The organism is Nocardia sp. NPDC050408, from assembly GCF_044458905.1.
Classification (GTDB): Bacteria; Actinomycetota; Actinomycetes; order Mycobacteriales; family Mycobacteriaceae; genus Nocardia.
Genome location: NZ_JBITIL010000005.1, coordinates 368,769 through 382,098, shown reverse-complemented (window position 1 = coordinate 382,098; position 13,330 = coordinate 368,769). Strand labels below are relative to the sequence as shown.

At 65.3% G+C, this 13,330-nt stretch carries 10 protein-coding genes; 5 read left to right on the top strand and 5 right to left on the bottom strand.

Features of this window, described 5'->3' with window-relative positions; genetic code table 11:
• Positions 1 to 28: 28 nt before the first annotated feature.
• Positions 29 to 1,003, bottom strand: coding sequence for a helix-turn-helix domain-containing protein (locus ACIBJI_RS18150; protein ID WP_364346177.1), 975 nt, complete (start codon positions 1,001 to 1,003; stop codon positions 29 to 31).
• A 100-nt stretch (positions 1,004 to 1,103) separates the two neighbouring features.
• On the opposite strand from ACIBJI_RS18150, the gene ACIBJI_RS18145 reads away from it, so the two are divergent.
• Positions 1,104 to 1,535 (top strand): VOC family protein, encoded by a 432-nt coding sequence (locus tag ACIBJI_RS18145; protein WP_397084950.1) that lies wholly within the window; start codon positions 1,104 to 1,106, stop codon positions 1,533 to 1,535.
• A 44-nt stretch (positions 1,536 to 1,579) separates the two neighbouring features.
• Positions 1,580 to 2,026: a DUF4254 domain-containing protein gene (locus ACIBJI_RS18140; protein WP_397084948.1), complete on the top strand. Its 447-nt coding sequence runs from the start codon at positions 1,580 to 1,582 to the stop codon at positions 2,024 to 2,026.
• 142 nt (positions 2,027 to 2,168) lie between these two features.
• Here the strand turns inward: ACIBJI_RS18140 and ACIBJI_RS18135 are convergent, their stop codons facing one another.
• Complete coding sequence (locus ACIBJI_RS18135; RefSeq protein WP_364346171.1) at positions 2,169 to 2,669, bottom strand: DUF4254 domain-containing protein; 501 nt, start codon at positions 2,667 to 2,669, stop codon at positions 2,169 to 2,171.
• Positions 2,670 to 2,843: 174 nt separating this feature from the next.
• On the opposite strand from ACIBJI_RS18135, the gene ACIBJI_RS18130 reads away from it, so the two are divergent.
• Both ACIBJI_RS18130 and ACIBJI_RS18125 read left to right on the top strand, forming a co-directional pair.
• Positions 2,844 to 3,653 (top strand): GntR family transcriptional regulator, encoded by an 810-nt coding sequence (locus ACIBJI_RS18130; RefSeq protein ID WP_364346169.1) that lies wholly within the window; start codon positions 2,844 to 2,846, stop codon positions 3,651 to 3,653.
• A gap of 30 nt (positions 3,654 to 3,683) precedes the next feature.
• Positions 3,684 to 4,289, top strand: coding sequence for a GNAT family N-acetyltransferase (locus ACIBJI_RS18125; RefSeq protein ID WP_364346167.1), 606 nt, complete (start codon positions 3,684 to 3,686; stop codon positions 4,287 to 4,289).
• On the opposite strand, the gene eccCa is transcribed toward ACIBJI_RS18125, so the two are convergent.
• The 3 genes from eccCa to eccD are packed head-to-tail and all read right to left on the bottom strand — an operon-like array spanning position 4,271 to position 11,232.
• The gene (eccCa, locus tag ACIBJI_RS18120) at positions 4,271 to 8,320 is read right to left on the bottom strand and encodes a type VII secretion protein EccCa (protein ID WP_364346165.1); all 4,050 of its coding nucleotides are present in this window, start codon (positions 8,318 to 8,320) and stop codon (positions 4,271 to 4,273) included. The two genes, ACIBJI_RS18125 and eccCa, sit on opposite strands and share 19 nt — an antisense overlap.
• A gap of 15 nt (positions 8,321 to 8,335) precedes the next feature.
• A complete protein-coding gene (gene mycP, locus ACIBJI_RS18115) occupies positions 8,336 to 9,760 on the bottom strand; it encodes a type VII secretion-associated serine protease mycosin (RefSeq protein ID WP_364346163.1) in 1,425 nt (474 codons plus the stop codon).
• Positions 9,757 to 11,232: a type VII secretion integral membrane protein EccD gene (eccD, locus tag ACIBJI_RS18110; RefSeq protein WP_397084945.1), complete on the bottom strand. Its 1,476-nt coding sequence runs from the start codon at positions 11,230 to 11,232 to the stop codon at positions 9,757 to 9,759. The genes mycP and eccD overlap by 4 nt, the downstream gene beginning before the upstream one ends.
• Before the next feature lie 272 nt (positions 11,233 to 11,504).
• Here eccD and eccA point away from each other — a divergent pair, with 272 nt between their 5' ends.
• Positions 11,505 to 13,325: a type VII secretion AAA-ATPase EccA gene (eccA, locus tag ACIBJI_RS18105; protein WP_397085134.1), complete on the top strand. Its 1,821-nt coding sequence runs from the start codon at positions 11,505 to 11,507 to the stop codon at positions 13,323 to 13,325.
• The last annotated feature ends 5 nt before the right edge of the window (positions 13,326 to 13,330 follow it).

Below are 13,330 nucleotides of genomic sequence, written 5' to 3'. Positions count from 1 at the left end.
GTGGTCACCGACGCCGTGATCACGCCTCTCACCAGGATAATCGGGACGCGCGTACCTCCGCGATGGACCGACCGCGACGACGGCGGAACAGTCCGCGCAGTGTGCCCCCGTTCATGTAGCCGACCTTGTCCGCTATCGCGTCGATGGTAAGGGTCGTGGTGCGCAGCAGTTGGGTGGCGCGTTCCAGCCGGACCTCGTGCACGAAATCCCGGGGCGACATCCCGATTTCGGCTTGGGTGGCGCGCTGCAGGGTGCGTTCGGTGACGCCGAGCAGGTGCGCCGCGTCGGCGATGCGGAACTGCTGGGCGATATGGTCGCGCACCCAGCGCTCGAATGCGGCGACCAGGGAGTCGTTGCGGGCGATCACCTCCGGTATCGCGGAATCGATCTGCGTGCGGCGATCGCCGACCACCAAATACCGGGCAGTCAACTCGGCCAGGGTCGGACTCTGCGCGGCGATCAGCGCCAGCGCGAGGTCGATATGCGATAGCGAGGCCGCGGCGGTGGTGAGCCGATCCGCCCGGCACAGGATTCGGCTCTCGTCCAGGTCGATGCGCGGGTACCGGCGTCGAAAGGCCGGGCCGAGCCACCAACTCGTCGTCGCAACCACGCCGTCCAGCACGCCGGCCTCGGCCAGGTAGAAAGTACCGGTGCAGGCCGCGGCGAGGTGCGCGCCGGATTCATAGGCCCGCGTCATCAGTTGCAGCACCGGCCGATTCGCGGGTGCGGCGACCACGCCGATCAGCCCATCCGCATCCAGGACGCGCGTTGCGGGGACGACGATCAGACCGACATCGTCCGGCAGTTCGGTCATCGGCGTCGTTTGCGCGCGGAAACCGTGCGCCGTACGCACTTGTTCACCATCGGCGACGATGTGCACCCGCCATGGTTCGGGTGCCGTCTCCAGTTCCTCGCGCAGTCCATTGGCGGTCGCGAAGGTCTCCAGTACCGCGGTGAGGCCGAGGTCGGCGACGCCGTCCTGCACGAAGACCGCAACATCCATGTCGCAAACAGTACTGAATATGTCGTTTCCGACACTCGGAACTGCGGAATAAGCGGCTTAGGGTTCGTACTACCTATCCGGCCTGCCCCGCGGAGTTCAAATGACGCTCGTCGAAACCACCGGTATCCACCACATCCGCCTGACCGTGACCGATATCGACCGCTCCAAGGCGTTCTACCGCGACGTGCTCGGTTTCGAGATCGCGGTCGAATCACCGGGTCGACCCGAGGATCCGCAGGTGCGCACCGATCCGGCCCAATTCTACGGCGGCGTCGTATTCCAAACGAACGGAATGCTGTTCGGACTACGCCCGGTGGCCGAACCAACCGATAAATTCGATTCCGAACGCGTCGGTCTGGACCATCTCAGCTTCACCGTGCCCTCGGTCGACGATCTGGCCCGCACCGCCGCCCGGCTGGCCGAGGCCGGAATCGAACACGGCGAGGTCACGCCGCTGGACGGACTCGGCATCGCGATCCTGTCCTTCAGCGATCCCGACGGTATCCACCTCGAGCTCACTGCACCGCTGTGAACGCGCCAGCGCACTGTAGTAACCCGACGTTCCGTCGGCCTCCGATGCTGGTGCGGACGAATGCCGGCTCGGCACTGCCGAGCACCAGCGAACTACTGTACGCGCTGAGCGGAAAACAGGTCCGCGGCCATGTCTGCCGATGGTCGCGCGATCTGGTCCGGTTGCACCGCATAAGACGCGAGCATCCCCAGCGTGCGGCCGTAATCGACTGCCTCCGAGTGGAATTGGTTGCCAATATCAATACCTGGGCAACCGAGCACCTGACGCTGCGCACCGACGACCATCGCGACGCCGCACTCGGTGACATCATCGATCGCATCGCAGCCACCGCCGACCACGCCTTCCACCTGCTGATGACCGACGATCTGACCGGCGAACGTATGCACGTGACATGGACGCGACTAGCCGAATTGTCCAATGCATACAGCGATCTGGTCCGCGAAGCCGAGCACGGCCGCTGGTGCCTGTCCCCCAACACCAGACGCCGGTAGCCTGATCCGCACGCCGACGGTAGCCGAATGGCGGCCCGCTATCCGATGGGCGCCGCCATTGGACTGCGCTCGACGACTCGCGAAACGGCAAGGGGCCGTGGCTAGCCGGTAGGGAAGCCACGGCCTCTCGTCACCCGGGTCGTCACCACTCCGGGAGTCGGCGTCGGCCCGCGAGGATATCGCGCACCAAATCGTCGTAGGCATCGGCCAATTCGGCCAGATGATGCCATGCGCCGTGTAGTTGTTCGTCGTGCGCGTCCAGCGTCATCAACGCGTGGTGCGCGCGGACCGAGGACTCCGCGATCCGGTCGATAACCGAACCGACGGTTTCGGTGTGTAGTGTCGCGCCGAGCCGATGCTGCGGCACACTGCGCGCCACCCAATCGTCGATCGCCATGACCAATTCGATTCTGCGACGCTCGATTTCGAGGATCGTCGCTGGATCGGTGGATACCGATCCGCCACGACCGACGAGCCGTCTTTCGTGCAGAATCGCTAGGTCACGGGCGAACCAGAGCAGCGGACCACCGACAACTCGGTGACCGCGACACGCCCGTACAAGTAGATCCGACGTGGGAAGTAGTCCATGGGTCAGGGACTGCACCGTCGAATCGACACACTTCGGTGTGCCTGGAAGAGCCATCACAACCGTTGATGAATCCGAACCTGCCACGTTGCCTCGCCGTCATCGCCGCACAACACCTGGATCAGGACGTTCATTACAATAAACCTCTGAAGGCACCTGTCAAGCGTTACCGGGCCGTAGGGAGTCACGAAGAGTACACTTCGTTACCTGCATGACTGACCGAGGAGCAAGATGGCGGACGGTCCGACGTATCTCCGGATCGCAGACCTCCTCCGCGAGGAGATCCGCGCAGGCAAGTGGAATCCGGGCGATCGGTTGCCCAGCCATACCGAGCTGGCCGATCAAATGCAGGTTTCGATCACTACCGCGCGCAACGCCATTCACGTGCTCGTTGCCGAAAATCTGGTCTACACAGCTACTTCCCGTGGCACCATCGTACGAAACCAAGAAGTTCTGGAATCGGTTGTCACCGACCATATTCGTCCGGATCGTCCGCAATCCGCCCACGATATTTTCGAAGAGATCGCGCGCGCCGCACATCGCGAGCCGACCAAGGAGTTCAGCGCGAAGATGGAACCGGCGGATCCGCAGGTGGCGCATTGGCTGGGCGTGTCGGAGAATTCCTGGGTGCTGGCCAGGACGGTCGTCCAGTTCCTGGACAACGAACCATGGTCGTGGGAGGTCAGTTTCTATCCACGGGATTTGGCGGAGGCGACCGGCATCGACTCGCCGCACGATATTCCCGAGGGCACGACACGCCGGCTGGCCGACCGCGGCCACGCCGAGACCGCGCACCGCGACACGCTCGTCGCCCGCCCGGCCAGTGCCGAGGAGGCGATCGTGCTCGGTGTGGCGACCGGCACCATACTGCTGGACCATCTACGCATCGGCGCCAACCATGAGCGCATCACCAGGGCCACCCGGCATCGGTCGATCGCCACCCGCAACCGGCTGGCCTACGAACTCGGCGACGACGCGGGCAGCAACGTCATCCGACATACGCTCGGCATTTCCTACGGGCCGGGTATCTCATTGCCATGAAAAACGTTCCGCCATGAATACGGTGCAGTCATGAATAGCATCCGCCGGGCAACCCTGAGTGATCTCGGCACGATCTGCCGGCTTCGGATCCAGCGCACGGCCTGGCTCACGGCGCGCGGCTCCGATCAGTGGACCGTCGCGGCCCGCGGCCTACCGATCGAGATCTTCGCGCGGGCCGTCGGCGAATCGCTGGACGCGGGCGAAACCTGGATCGCCGAGGTGGCCGGGGAACCGGCCGGGACGATCACCGTCAACGACCGGTCGGACCCGGGGTTGTGGTCGCCTTGGGAACTGACCGACGCGGTGATCGCACATTTCATGATCGTCGATCTCCGCTTCGCCGGCCAGCGCGTCGGCCATCGCCTATTGGCCCACGCCGCATCGCTTGCGCGCCAACGACAACGCCATTGGGTCCGACTGGACGCCTGGACAACCAATACCGATCTGCATGCCTATTACCACAAGGAAGGCTTCCATCTGGCCAGGATCGCGGGCCCGGCCGCCTCGGGACCGTCCCGTGCGCTGTTCCAACGCCGTTCCGACAGCTGGACCTTCGAGCCGAGGACGTCGACGCTGACCAATGTGCCGCAGCCGACGCCAGAGTCGGCGCCCGAGGCTCACAGCGGCGGCAGATAGGCGATCTGCACCATCTCCTGACCGCGGTTGCGCGACACCAGGATGCCGCGCCCGGGCGGCAGCTTCATCGGACGGACATCACCGATCAGCTTGCCCTCATCCTTGGGGCCACTCATGATCAGCGCGTCGACGGAGAGGTTCTTCATACCGCCGAGCACGTTGTCGTAGAGGGCGCGCGAGACGCCGCCGGTGCGGCGGGTGACAACCACGTGCAGACCGATATCGCGAGCCTGCGGCAGGTATTCCAGCAGTGGCAGCAGTGGGTTGATGCCCGCCGTGATCATGTCGTAATCGTCGATCAGCAGGTAGATTTCGGGTCCGGTCCACCAGCTGCGCTCGCGCAACTGCTGCGGGGTGATGTCGGAGCCCGGGATGCGCTTGGACATGTAGCGGGCGAGTTCGTTGACCATCGGTCCGCAGGTCTGCGATGAGGTGGAATAGCCGCCGAGATGGGCCTCGTCGACCACGCCGAGCAGGCTGCGGCGGTAGTCGATCAGGATGATCTTGGCCTGTTCCGGTGTCGCGTTCTCGGTAATGCCCATGGCGATATTGCGCAGCAGCGTCGTCTTGCCGCATTCGACGTCGGCGAAGGCCATGAAATGCGGCTCTTGACCGAAGTCCAAGACGAACGGGTCCAATTCGTTCTCGCCGAGCCCGACGAGGACCTTGGTCGGGCCGAGTTCGACCGCGTGCTTGCGCGCGATCGCCACGACCTCGTCGCGACTCATCTGCAACGGCAGCATCCGCACCTCGGGGGCGCGGCGGCCCGGATAGAGCTGCTGCATTTGATCTCTGGCCTGGGCGGCGCCCTCCGCCAGCGTCTGCGGATCGGAATCGGAATCAAGTCGGGGCAGTGCGATGAGCATATGCAGTTCATCGGGTGTGAGACCACGACCGGGGCGACCAACCGGCACCAGAGCCGCTGTGCGCCTGCCCATTTCGGAATCGGTCGGGTCGCCGAGGCGCAGCTCTACCCGGGTACCGATCTGATCTTTCACATTGGGCCGGATCTCACCCCAGCGCGCGGCGCCGATGATCAGGTGGATGCCGTACGAAAGACCCTGTGCCGCAATGGCGGTGATCTGCGGTTCGATGGTGTCGAACTCCTCGCGCATGGCCGCCCAGCCGTCGATGACCAGGAAAACATCGCCGAACTGGTCCGCGGCGAGCGGATCATTGGGATCGGCCTCGGTCCCGTTGATCAGCCGGGCCTCCATCTGGGAGTACTTGCGGCGCCGGAAATCCACCATGGATTCAATGCCGAGTTCGGCGAAGCGCTCCTCGCGCTGGCGCATCAGCGTGGTCAACTCGGCGACGGTACGGCGCACCCGATCGCCGTCCAGGCGGCCCGCGACCGAACCTACATGCGGCAGACCGGACAGACCGGCGAGGCTGCCGCCACCGAAATCGAGGCAGTAGAACTGGACCTGTTCGGGGCTGTGGGTCGCCGCGGCGGCCATGATGATCGTGCGGATGGTGGTCGACTTGCCAGACTGCGGACCGCCGACGACCGCGACATTGCCTTGGGCACCGGCCAATTGGATGGTCAGGACATCACGGCGCTGTTCGTAGGGTTTGTCGATGATGCCGATCGGCATCCACAGCTGGCCGTGCCGGTTTACCGGGGAACGCCAATCCGGATCGGGCAGCAACATATCCACCGTCGGCGATTCGTCCAGCGGCGGCAACCAGACCTCGTGTGCCGGGCGGCCGTGTCCGGTAAGGCGTTTCACGACGACCTCGAGCAGCGTCTCCGGCACGCCGCCCAGCGACTCCCCTTCCGGCTGCGCACCCGGTGGCGGCGGCAGGTCGGGCAGCTCCATCCGCACCGGCCCCGGTCGCTGCGCCGCCTCGACCGGTCCGGCGGTGAACACCGTCGGCGACTGACCGCCGACCACCCGGCCATCCACCTGTCGGCTGCCGCTCGGTGAGACATACGGCCCGGACACATAGGTTGCGTTGAATCGCAACGGATCGTCGGCATCGCTCTTGAGATAACCCGAGCCCGGAATGCCGGGCAGGTGGTAGGCGTCGGTAATGCCGAGTACGGCGCGGGACTCGTTGGCGGAGAAGGTGCGCAGACCGATCCGGTAGGACAGATGCGAGTCCAGGCCGCGCAGCTTGTTCTCCTCGAGTCGCTGCGAGGCCAGCAGCAGATGGACGTGCAGTGAGCGACCGAGGCGGCCGATCATCACGAACAGATCCGCGAAATCCGGCTTCTGCGAGAGCAATTCGGAAAACTCGTCGACGATGACGAATAGTGCGGGCAGTGGGTCGAGCGCGACGCCCGCCGCGCGCGCCTTCTCGTAGTCGGTGACATTGGCGAAATTGCCTGCGGCGCGGAGCAATTCCTGGCGGCGGTTCATCTCACCGGCCAGCGCATCCTTCATGCGGTCCACCATCGAGAGTTCTTCCTCGAGGTTGGTGATGACCGCGGCGACATGTGGCAGCGAGTCGAGGCCGAGGAAGGTCGCGCCGCCCTTGAAGTCGACGAGCACCAGGTTCAGGGCATCTGGCGAGTGCGTCGTAACCATGGAAAGCACCAGCGTGCGAAGGAATTCGGACTTACCCGAACCTGTTGCGCCGATACACAATCCGTGCGGTCCCATACCGCTCTCGGCGGATTCCTTGATATCGATTTCGACCGGGGTGCCGTCCGGGGTGACGCCGATCGGCACCCGCAGCCGCTCACGAGCCGTGCGCGGACGCCAGACTTTCGATGGTTCGATCTGCGCGGCATCCGGAATCTTCAGCAGCGCCATAAGTCCCGGATCGGTCCGGGTGTCGTCGCCGAGACTGACGATCTGTGCGGCCGTCGCGATACGGAACCGGGCCAGGCTGCGGGCGAAGGATGCGGATTCGGCCGTGCTCACCTCATCGGCGGCGGCGAATTTCTCTATTCCCGCAGCGCTTTTCGCGCTTACCGCACCGTCACCGACCACCAATTGCAGGCCGCGCCGCGCGGCAAGGCCGTTCTCGGGTGCAGTCAGATCGAGCACGGTGACCGAGTCCAGACCGGATTCGCTGACCAGGCGCTCGGTGCCGTTGACGTAGCCGTCATCGATAATGACCACCAGATGCAAACGGCCCTGTGTCGGTTGCGGATTGCGCATGAAGCGGCCGCGCTCGAGCAGTTCGGAGGCCAGTGCGGTTTCGAGTTCGGCCAGCGAGCCGTACACCATTCTGGCCGAGCCCATGCCGTCGCGGACGGTCGGATGTTGCAGGTGCGGCAGCCATTTCGCCCATTCCCAGGCGGATCCGTCCGGATCAGCGCAGACTATGGCGACCGCGACGTGGTCGGGCCCGTGAAATGCGGTGAGCTCCATCAGCATCGCGCGCGCCAGCATTCTGGCTTCCTCAGTGTCGCCGCCGATATTGATGGCCGGGAAGGCCCGCAGCGATACCGCGGTCGGCAGCTGGTGCACCACCGAATGGGTTCGTACGAAACGACGCAATGCCACGGTGGAGACCGGCTCCAGATCTTCCAGCGGACCGGTTTCCGGACGTGCCAACTTGGTCGCCAACCGATGGCTGCCCACCCCGACCCGCACATGTCCGAAGTCCGGATCGTTGGGCCTACGCTCCCACATCCGGCGGGTGCCGACCACCGACGGCAGATCGATCGGTTCCGGATGACTCCAGATCAGCGATTCCAGCTGCTTGTTGCCGGTGCGGCGGACGTCCTTGCGCATCTGGTCCAGATAGCGGAAGTAGTCCTTGCGCTCCTCGTTGAGTTCGCCAGCCCCCTTGGGGCCGTTGCCCCGCATGCCGAGCATCATGCCGCCCATCGACATGAGCATCATCATCGGGAACATCATCATGAACGGGTTGGCGAGCAGGTTGCGACCCATCATCACCATCATCGCGATCATGCCGACGACGGCGACCACCATAATCACCGGCATCAACTTCATGATCAGTGGTCCGGGCATGGCCCGCTGGATCTCCGGCGGCGAATTCAACGCCACCTCACCGCCCGGCGCGCGCGGCGGGGCGATGCGGGGGCGGCGCACGAAACCTTCGGTAGCCATGGGTCCCTCTACTGCTTAAGTTACTTCGGACTCGAGGTCGGCGGAACCGCGAGCGCGTCGGAACGGAATCGACAGTGCCGCACCGAGTCCCAGCACGACCAGACAGGTGACCGAGCCGATGATCGCGACACGGCGCGGCAGCGGATCGGGTCGCGCCGGATGTACCGGGGCCGCCATGACACGTGGAATGTCGGCACCGACGCTCACCGGTTTGTCCGGGAGTTGGGCGGTGAGCGCGGCCAGCGGATCGATCAGGCCGTGGCCGACACGGTCGTCGCGACCCTGGCCAGGCGCTTGGGCGGTGCGGGTGATTCGGTCTATGACCTGTCCCGCAGTGAGTTCCGGGAACCGGGACCGGACCAGTGCGGCGAGTCCGGCGACATAGGGTGCGGCGAAACTCGTGCCCTGTATGGTTCCGGTGCCCTCCTGGGTGACCGCGCCATTGACCAGTCCGGTGCCGCCCGGCTTATTGTCGAGCGAGACGATATTGCGCCCGATGGCGGCGGCGCCGACCCACGGCCCGTGCAGCGACAGCGCCGAGGGTGAGCCGTTCGGATCGATGGAGGCCACGGTCAGGACGTAGGGCTGAAACCAGGCCGGACTCGCGATGGTCTGCACGCTGTCCCAGCCCGCACCTTCGTTCTGTTTCTCGCATGCGCCGCCGTTGTCCACATTGCCCGCCGCGGCGACCACCACCACATTGTGGTCGTAGGCGTACTTCACCGCGGCACCGAGCGGGACATCGGCTGTATCGGTTCCGACTGCGCTGCAAGAGACTTCGGAAATATTGATGACCGTGGCACCCATATCGACGGCGCGGACCACCGAGGCGGCGAGGGCGAGCACACTGCCGTAACCGGAGCGCACCATGGCATCCGGCGGCTGGTCGCCCGCGCGATCCTTGCGCTCATAATGTGTGCTCAATTGGCGGATGGTGAGGATCTCGGCATCGGGCGCGACACCGACGAAGGCATCATCCGGGCTGGGGCGCGCGGCGATAATGCCCGCGACCAGGGTGCCGTGGCCGTCGCAGTCGACGGTGCCATCGGAGTCCGAGACGTAGTCACCACCGGCTTGCAGCGCGGACAGTCGCGGATGCCGATTCACGCCGGTATCGATGACCGCAACCTTCTGTCCCGCACCGCGACTGAATTGCCAAGCCGCGGGCAGGTCGAGCACACGCTGCGGCAGCGGCGGTTCCGCGGGCGGGCCACCGATGAGCGACAGTTCGGCGCAGACCACCTTCTGTTCGGTCGGCTCCAATGGCGCGGGCCGACCACTGAGCGCCTGCGCGGGCCCGAGTGCACCCGGGTCGACGGTCGGCGGTGGGACCGCACCGGCCGGAGCGGCCCAACCGAGCACCGACCCGCCGAGAACCACTGCGGCGCAGACGATTGCGGTCCTGCGCCGCCCGCCGGGCTGGCTCGCCCGAGCAATCATAGGTTCCTGGCCATCGAATACACTCCCATGATCCACAGCACCAGCGGGATCACCGCGACGATCAGCAGATATTCGGTGATTTCCATGGCCCGGCGGGTCACCGGCGTCACCTCGAGGTGCGGACCGATCACGCCGAAAACCACAATCCCCGCGGCGAAGGCGAGCAGCAGCACACCCGCGAGCAGCAGCAGATCCGAATCGCCCAGGGCCAGTCCGGTAACCAGGCCGACGACTATGACGCAGCCGCCCGCGATCAGCACACCGGCCTGCACAAGATCGGCGAAGGAACGGCCGCGCAAACTGACGATCACCGCTGCGATCACGGCAAGCGTAATCCCTTGCCAGGGTGCGGATCCCAACGGATCCGCGGCACCCAGCGCACCGACCGCCGCGGCAATGGCGCAGGCGACGAGCATGCCGGTCTGGTACTGGTTTGCGGCCCTGGCGCGTTCACCGAGTCCGGCGGCCGAGGGCAGTGCCGTCGCGCCGATCGCGCCGATGCCCTCGATGGTGGGGCGCGGCTCGTGATCGGCCGGATCGATCGCGCCGCCCGCGGTGGGTACCGGCGGGATCGGCAGCCGCGCAGCCACTGCCGCCAGCCGCGGCACCGCGGAGATCAGCGTGATGGCCACCACCAGAATTGCGGCGGAGATCTTGGGCAGATCGAAATCCCAGATCATCCGAACCAATGCGGCGATTCCGCCGAACAGCGCGACGGTCACGATGGCGGCGGCGAGCGCGGCACCGGTCGCGGTGGCGCGATAGATCACAGCCGCGGCCACCAGCGTGACCGAACAGCCGAGCAGCAGATGCGGACTGCCGAGATCGCCCGGCACGAACAGTGCTGCGCCGCCGAAGAACAACAGCAGCGCACACAGTGACAGCCAGGTTGCCGTCAATTGGTCCGCGTACTTACGCGCCGCGATGGCCGCGGCGACGGCGGTGATGATGGCGACGCTGGTCGCGAGGAACGGCGCGGCGAGACCACCTCCGTGCGAACGTCCCGCAGCCAGCAGCAGCAATGCGAGCAGCACCGCCGACACGGCGGCGACCAGAGCGGTCCAGCGCGCCGCAGCGGGCGACCAGCCATGGAAATCGACACTGGTGAGCCGGGATACCGCATCGATGACATCGTCGAAGAGCGCGGGCGATTCCTTCGCGGTGACCGAACGCAGCACCAGCAGTTCGCCGTCGAAGACCTCGGCGTCGGTGAGACTGCGGCTCGGTGCGATGGCGTCACGGCCCAACCGAGCCAGTGTCCAGTGTTCGGTGTGCAGCGGGGCGCCGCCATCGTCGCTTTCCACCACATCGGGATTGCGCGATTCGATCAGGGCGACGAGATCACCGATAAATGTGGCGATCGGCACGGTCGCCGGAAGTCCGACATCGAGCTGGGTATTTCCGCCTATGACGGACACTCGGCACAGTTCGGGTTCGGCGGCGCGGGTGCCGCTGCTCAATGGTTCGGTCAATTGTGCACCGGCCCCAGCTCTTTACGGAACGATCCAAACACTTGCGCCCGGTTTCCTACCTGTCGAACCAACTCTACGACTCGGATCCACTCTCGCACGAACGTTCCCCCCGTCGCATGTGGTTGTCGCACACTTTGCAACCTATCGGTAGCAAAACATAATGTAACGGACGAGCCGATCCGACGCGATCGCTAAGCTGGTCGGAAGACGTACGCGGACAATCGCGCAGCAAAAAAAGATAGCTCAATCCAACACTTCGGGGTTTGACAGCAATGACCGGCAACCGCCAAGCACAACGGGCCTTCGACGCCGGAATCCTGTCGCTGGGCCTGACGATCGACGGACAGGAATCGGCTCGCGATCTCGAGTACGCGAAACTGGCGTTCCAGCGTGCCACCGAGTGGGATCCGACGATGTGCGATGCCTGGCTGGGCCGGGCCGCCGCCGGTGAGGTCACCACCGAGGTGCTTTACAACCTGTACAAGAACAGTGGGACAACACTTTTCCGCGAGCAACGCCGGTTGGGGCTGGCGCCGCGGGCCTTGGCCGGACGCTTCCTGGCCGGGCTGTACATCGACTACCCGCTGGCCAGCTATACCGAAATCTGGCTGGCCCAAGCGGCACAGCTGATTTCCGAAAAGGAGTACGACGAGGCGGAACGGGTGCTCGACGAACTCGCCATCCACCGCGCCTCGATGCTCTCCGATACAGATCGCGAGATCGACGACCGGATCTGCGCGTATATCCGTGGCGTACTGCACTTCAACACCCAGCGCTGGCCCGATGTGATGTCCGTACTCGCCGGATCCGCCGAATGGGACGACCCGTATCTGGCGGCGGGCGCGCATGTGATGGTCGGTTCGGCCTGTGCCCAGCTCGGCCTGTTCGGCGAGGCCATCCGGCGCATGGAACAGGCCGAGGCGGGTCCGATCCCGGCGGCCCGAACCACCGCCATGTTCTGCCGCGGCCTGTGCCTGCGCGAGACCGGTAAAGAGGCCGAGGCGCAGGCCCTTTTCGAGAAGGTGTATTCGCAGGCACCGGATTTCGCCGCCAATACCGCAGCCATGCGCGATCGCAGCTACCGGCTCACGGTGACGACCAAGGAGTCGATCGACGCGCGCATCGACCGCTGGGATCCGGCCTCGGCGCCTTCGGTGGAGGCGATGCGGCATGCCGACGCCGAGGACCGCGCCAAGAAGATCCTCGCCGACGCGCGCGCCGAGTTGGATAAGCAGATCGGCCTCGAATCGGTGAAAACGCAGGTCGCGAAGTTGCAGGCGACCGCGCAGCTGGCCAAGATCCGGGCCGAGAAGGGTATGGCCAGCATGGCCCGCGGCAACCACCTGGCCTTCACCGGTCCGCCCGGCACCGGTAAGACCACCATCGCCCGGGTGGTTGCCAAAATCTATTGCGGCGTGGGACTTCTCAAGACCGATAAGGTCGTCGAGGCCAAGCGCGTGGACTTCGTCAGCCAGAACCTCGGCGGCACCGCGATCAAGACCGACAAGCTGATCGATACCGCGATGGACGGTGTGCTGTTCATCGACGAGGCATACACGCTGATCCAAACCGGTCTGCAGGGCGGTGACGCCTTCGGCCGCGAGGCGGTGGATACGCTGCTGGCCAGGATGGAAAACGACCGCGACCGCCTGGTGGTCATCATCGCGGGCTACGACGGCGAGATCGACCGGCTGCTCGCCGCGAACGACGGTCTGGCTTCACGTTTCGCCAAACGCCTGCAGTTCCCGTCCTACACCCCGACCGAACTCGGCCAGATCGGTAGCCTGATCGCCCGCTCACGCGATTCCGAGTTGTCCGAGGGGGCAATGGAACTGCTGATCGAGGCGTGCGGACGGCTGTACGAGACCGAGCGGGTCGATCAGAGCGGACAGCCGCGCCGGGGCATCGATCTCGCGGGCAATGGTCGATTCGTGCGCAACATCATCGAATCCGCCGAGGAGGAACGCGAATTCCGCCTGGCCAATGACGAGTCGCTGGATCTGAGCGCGGTGGACGAGACGGTGCTCATGCGCATCGAAGCGCCGGATATGCAGGCCGCGCTCGGCAGTGTGCTGGCTTCGCTCGGAGTCTGAAGACT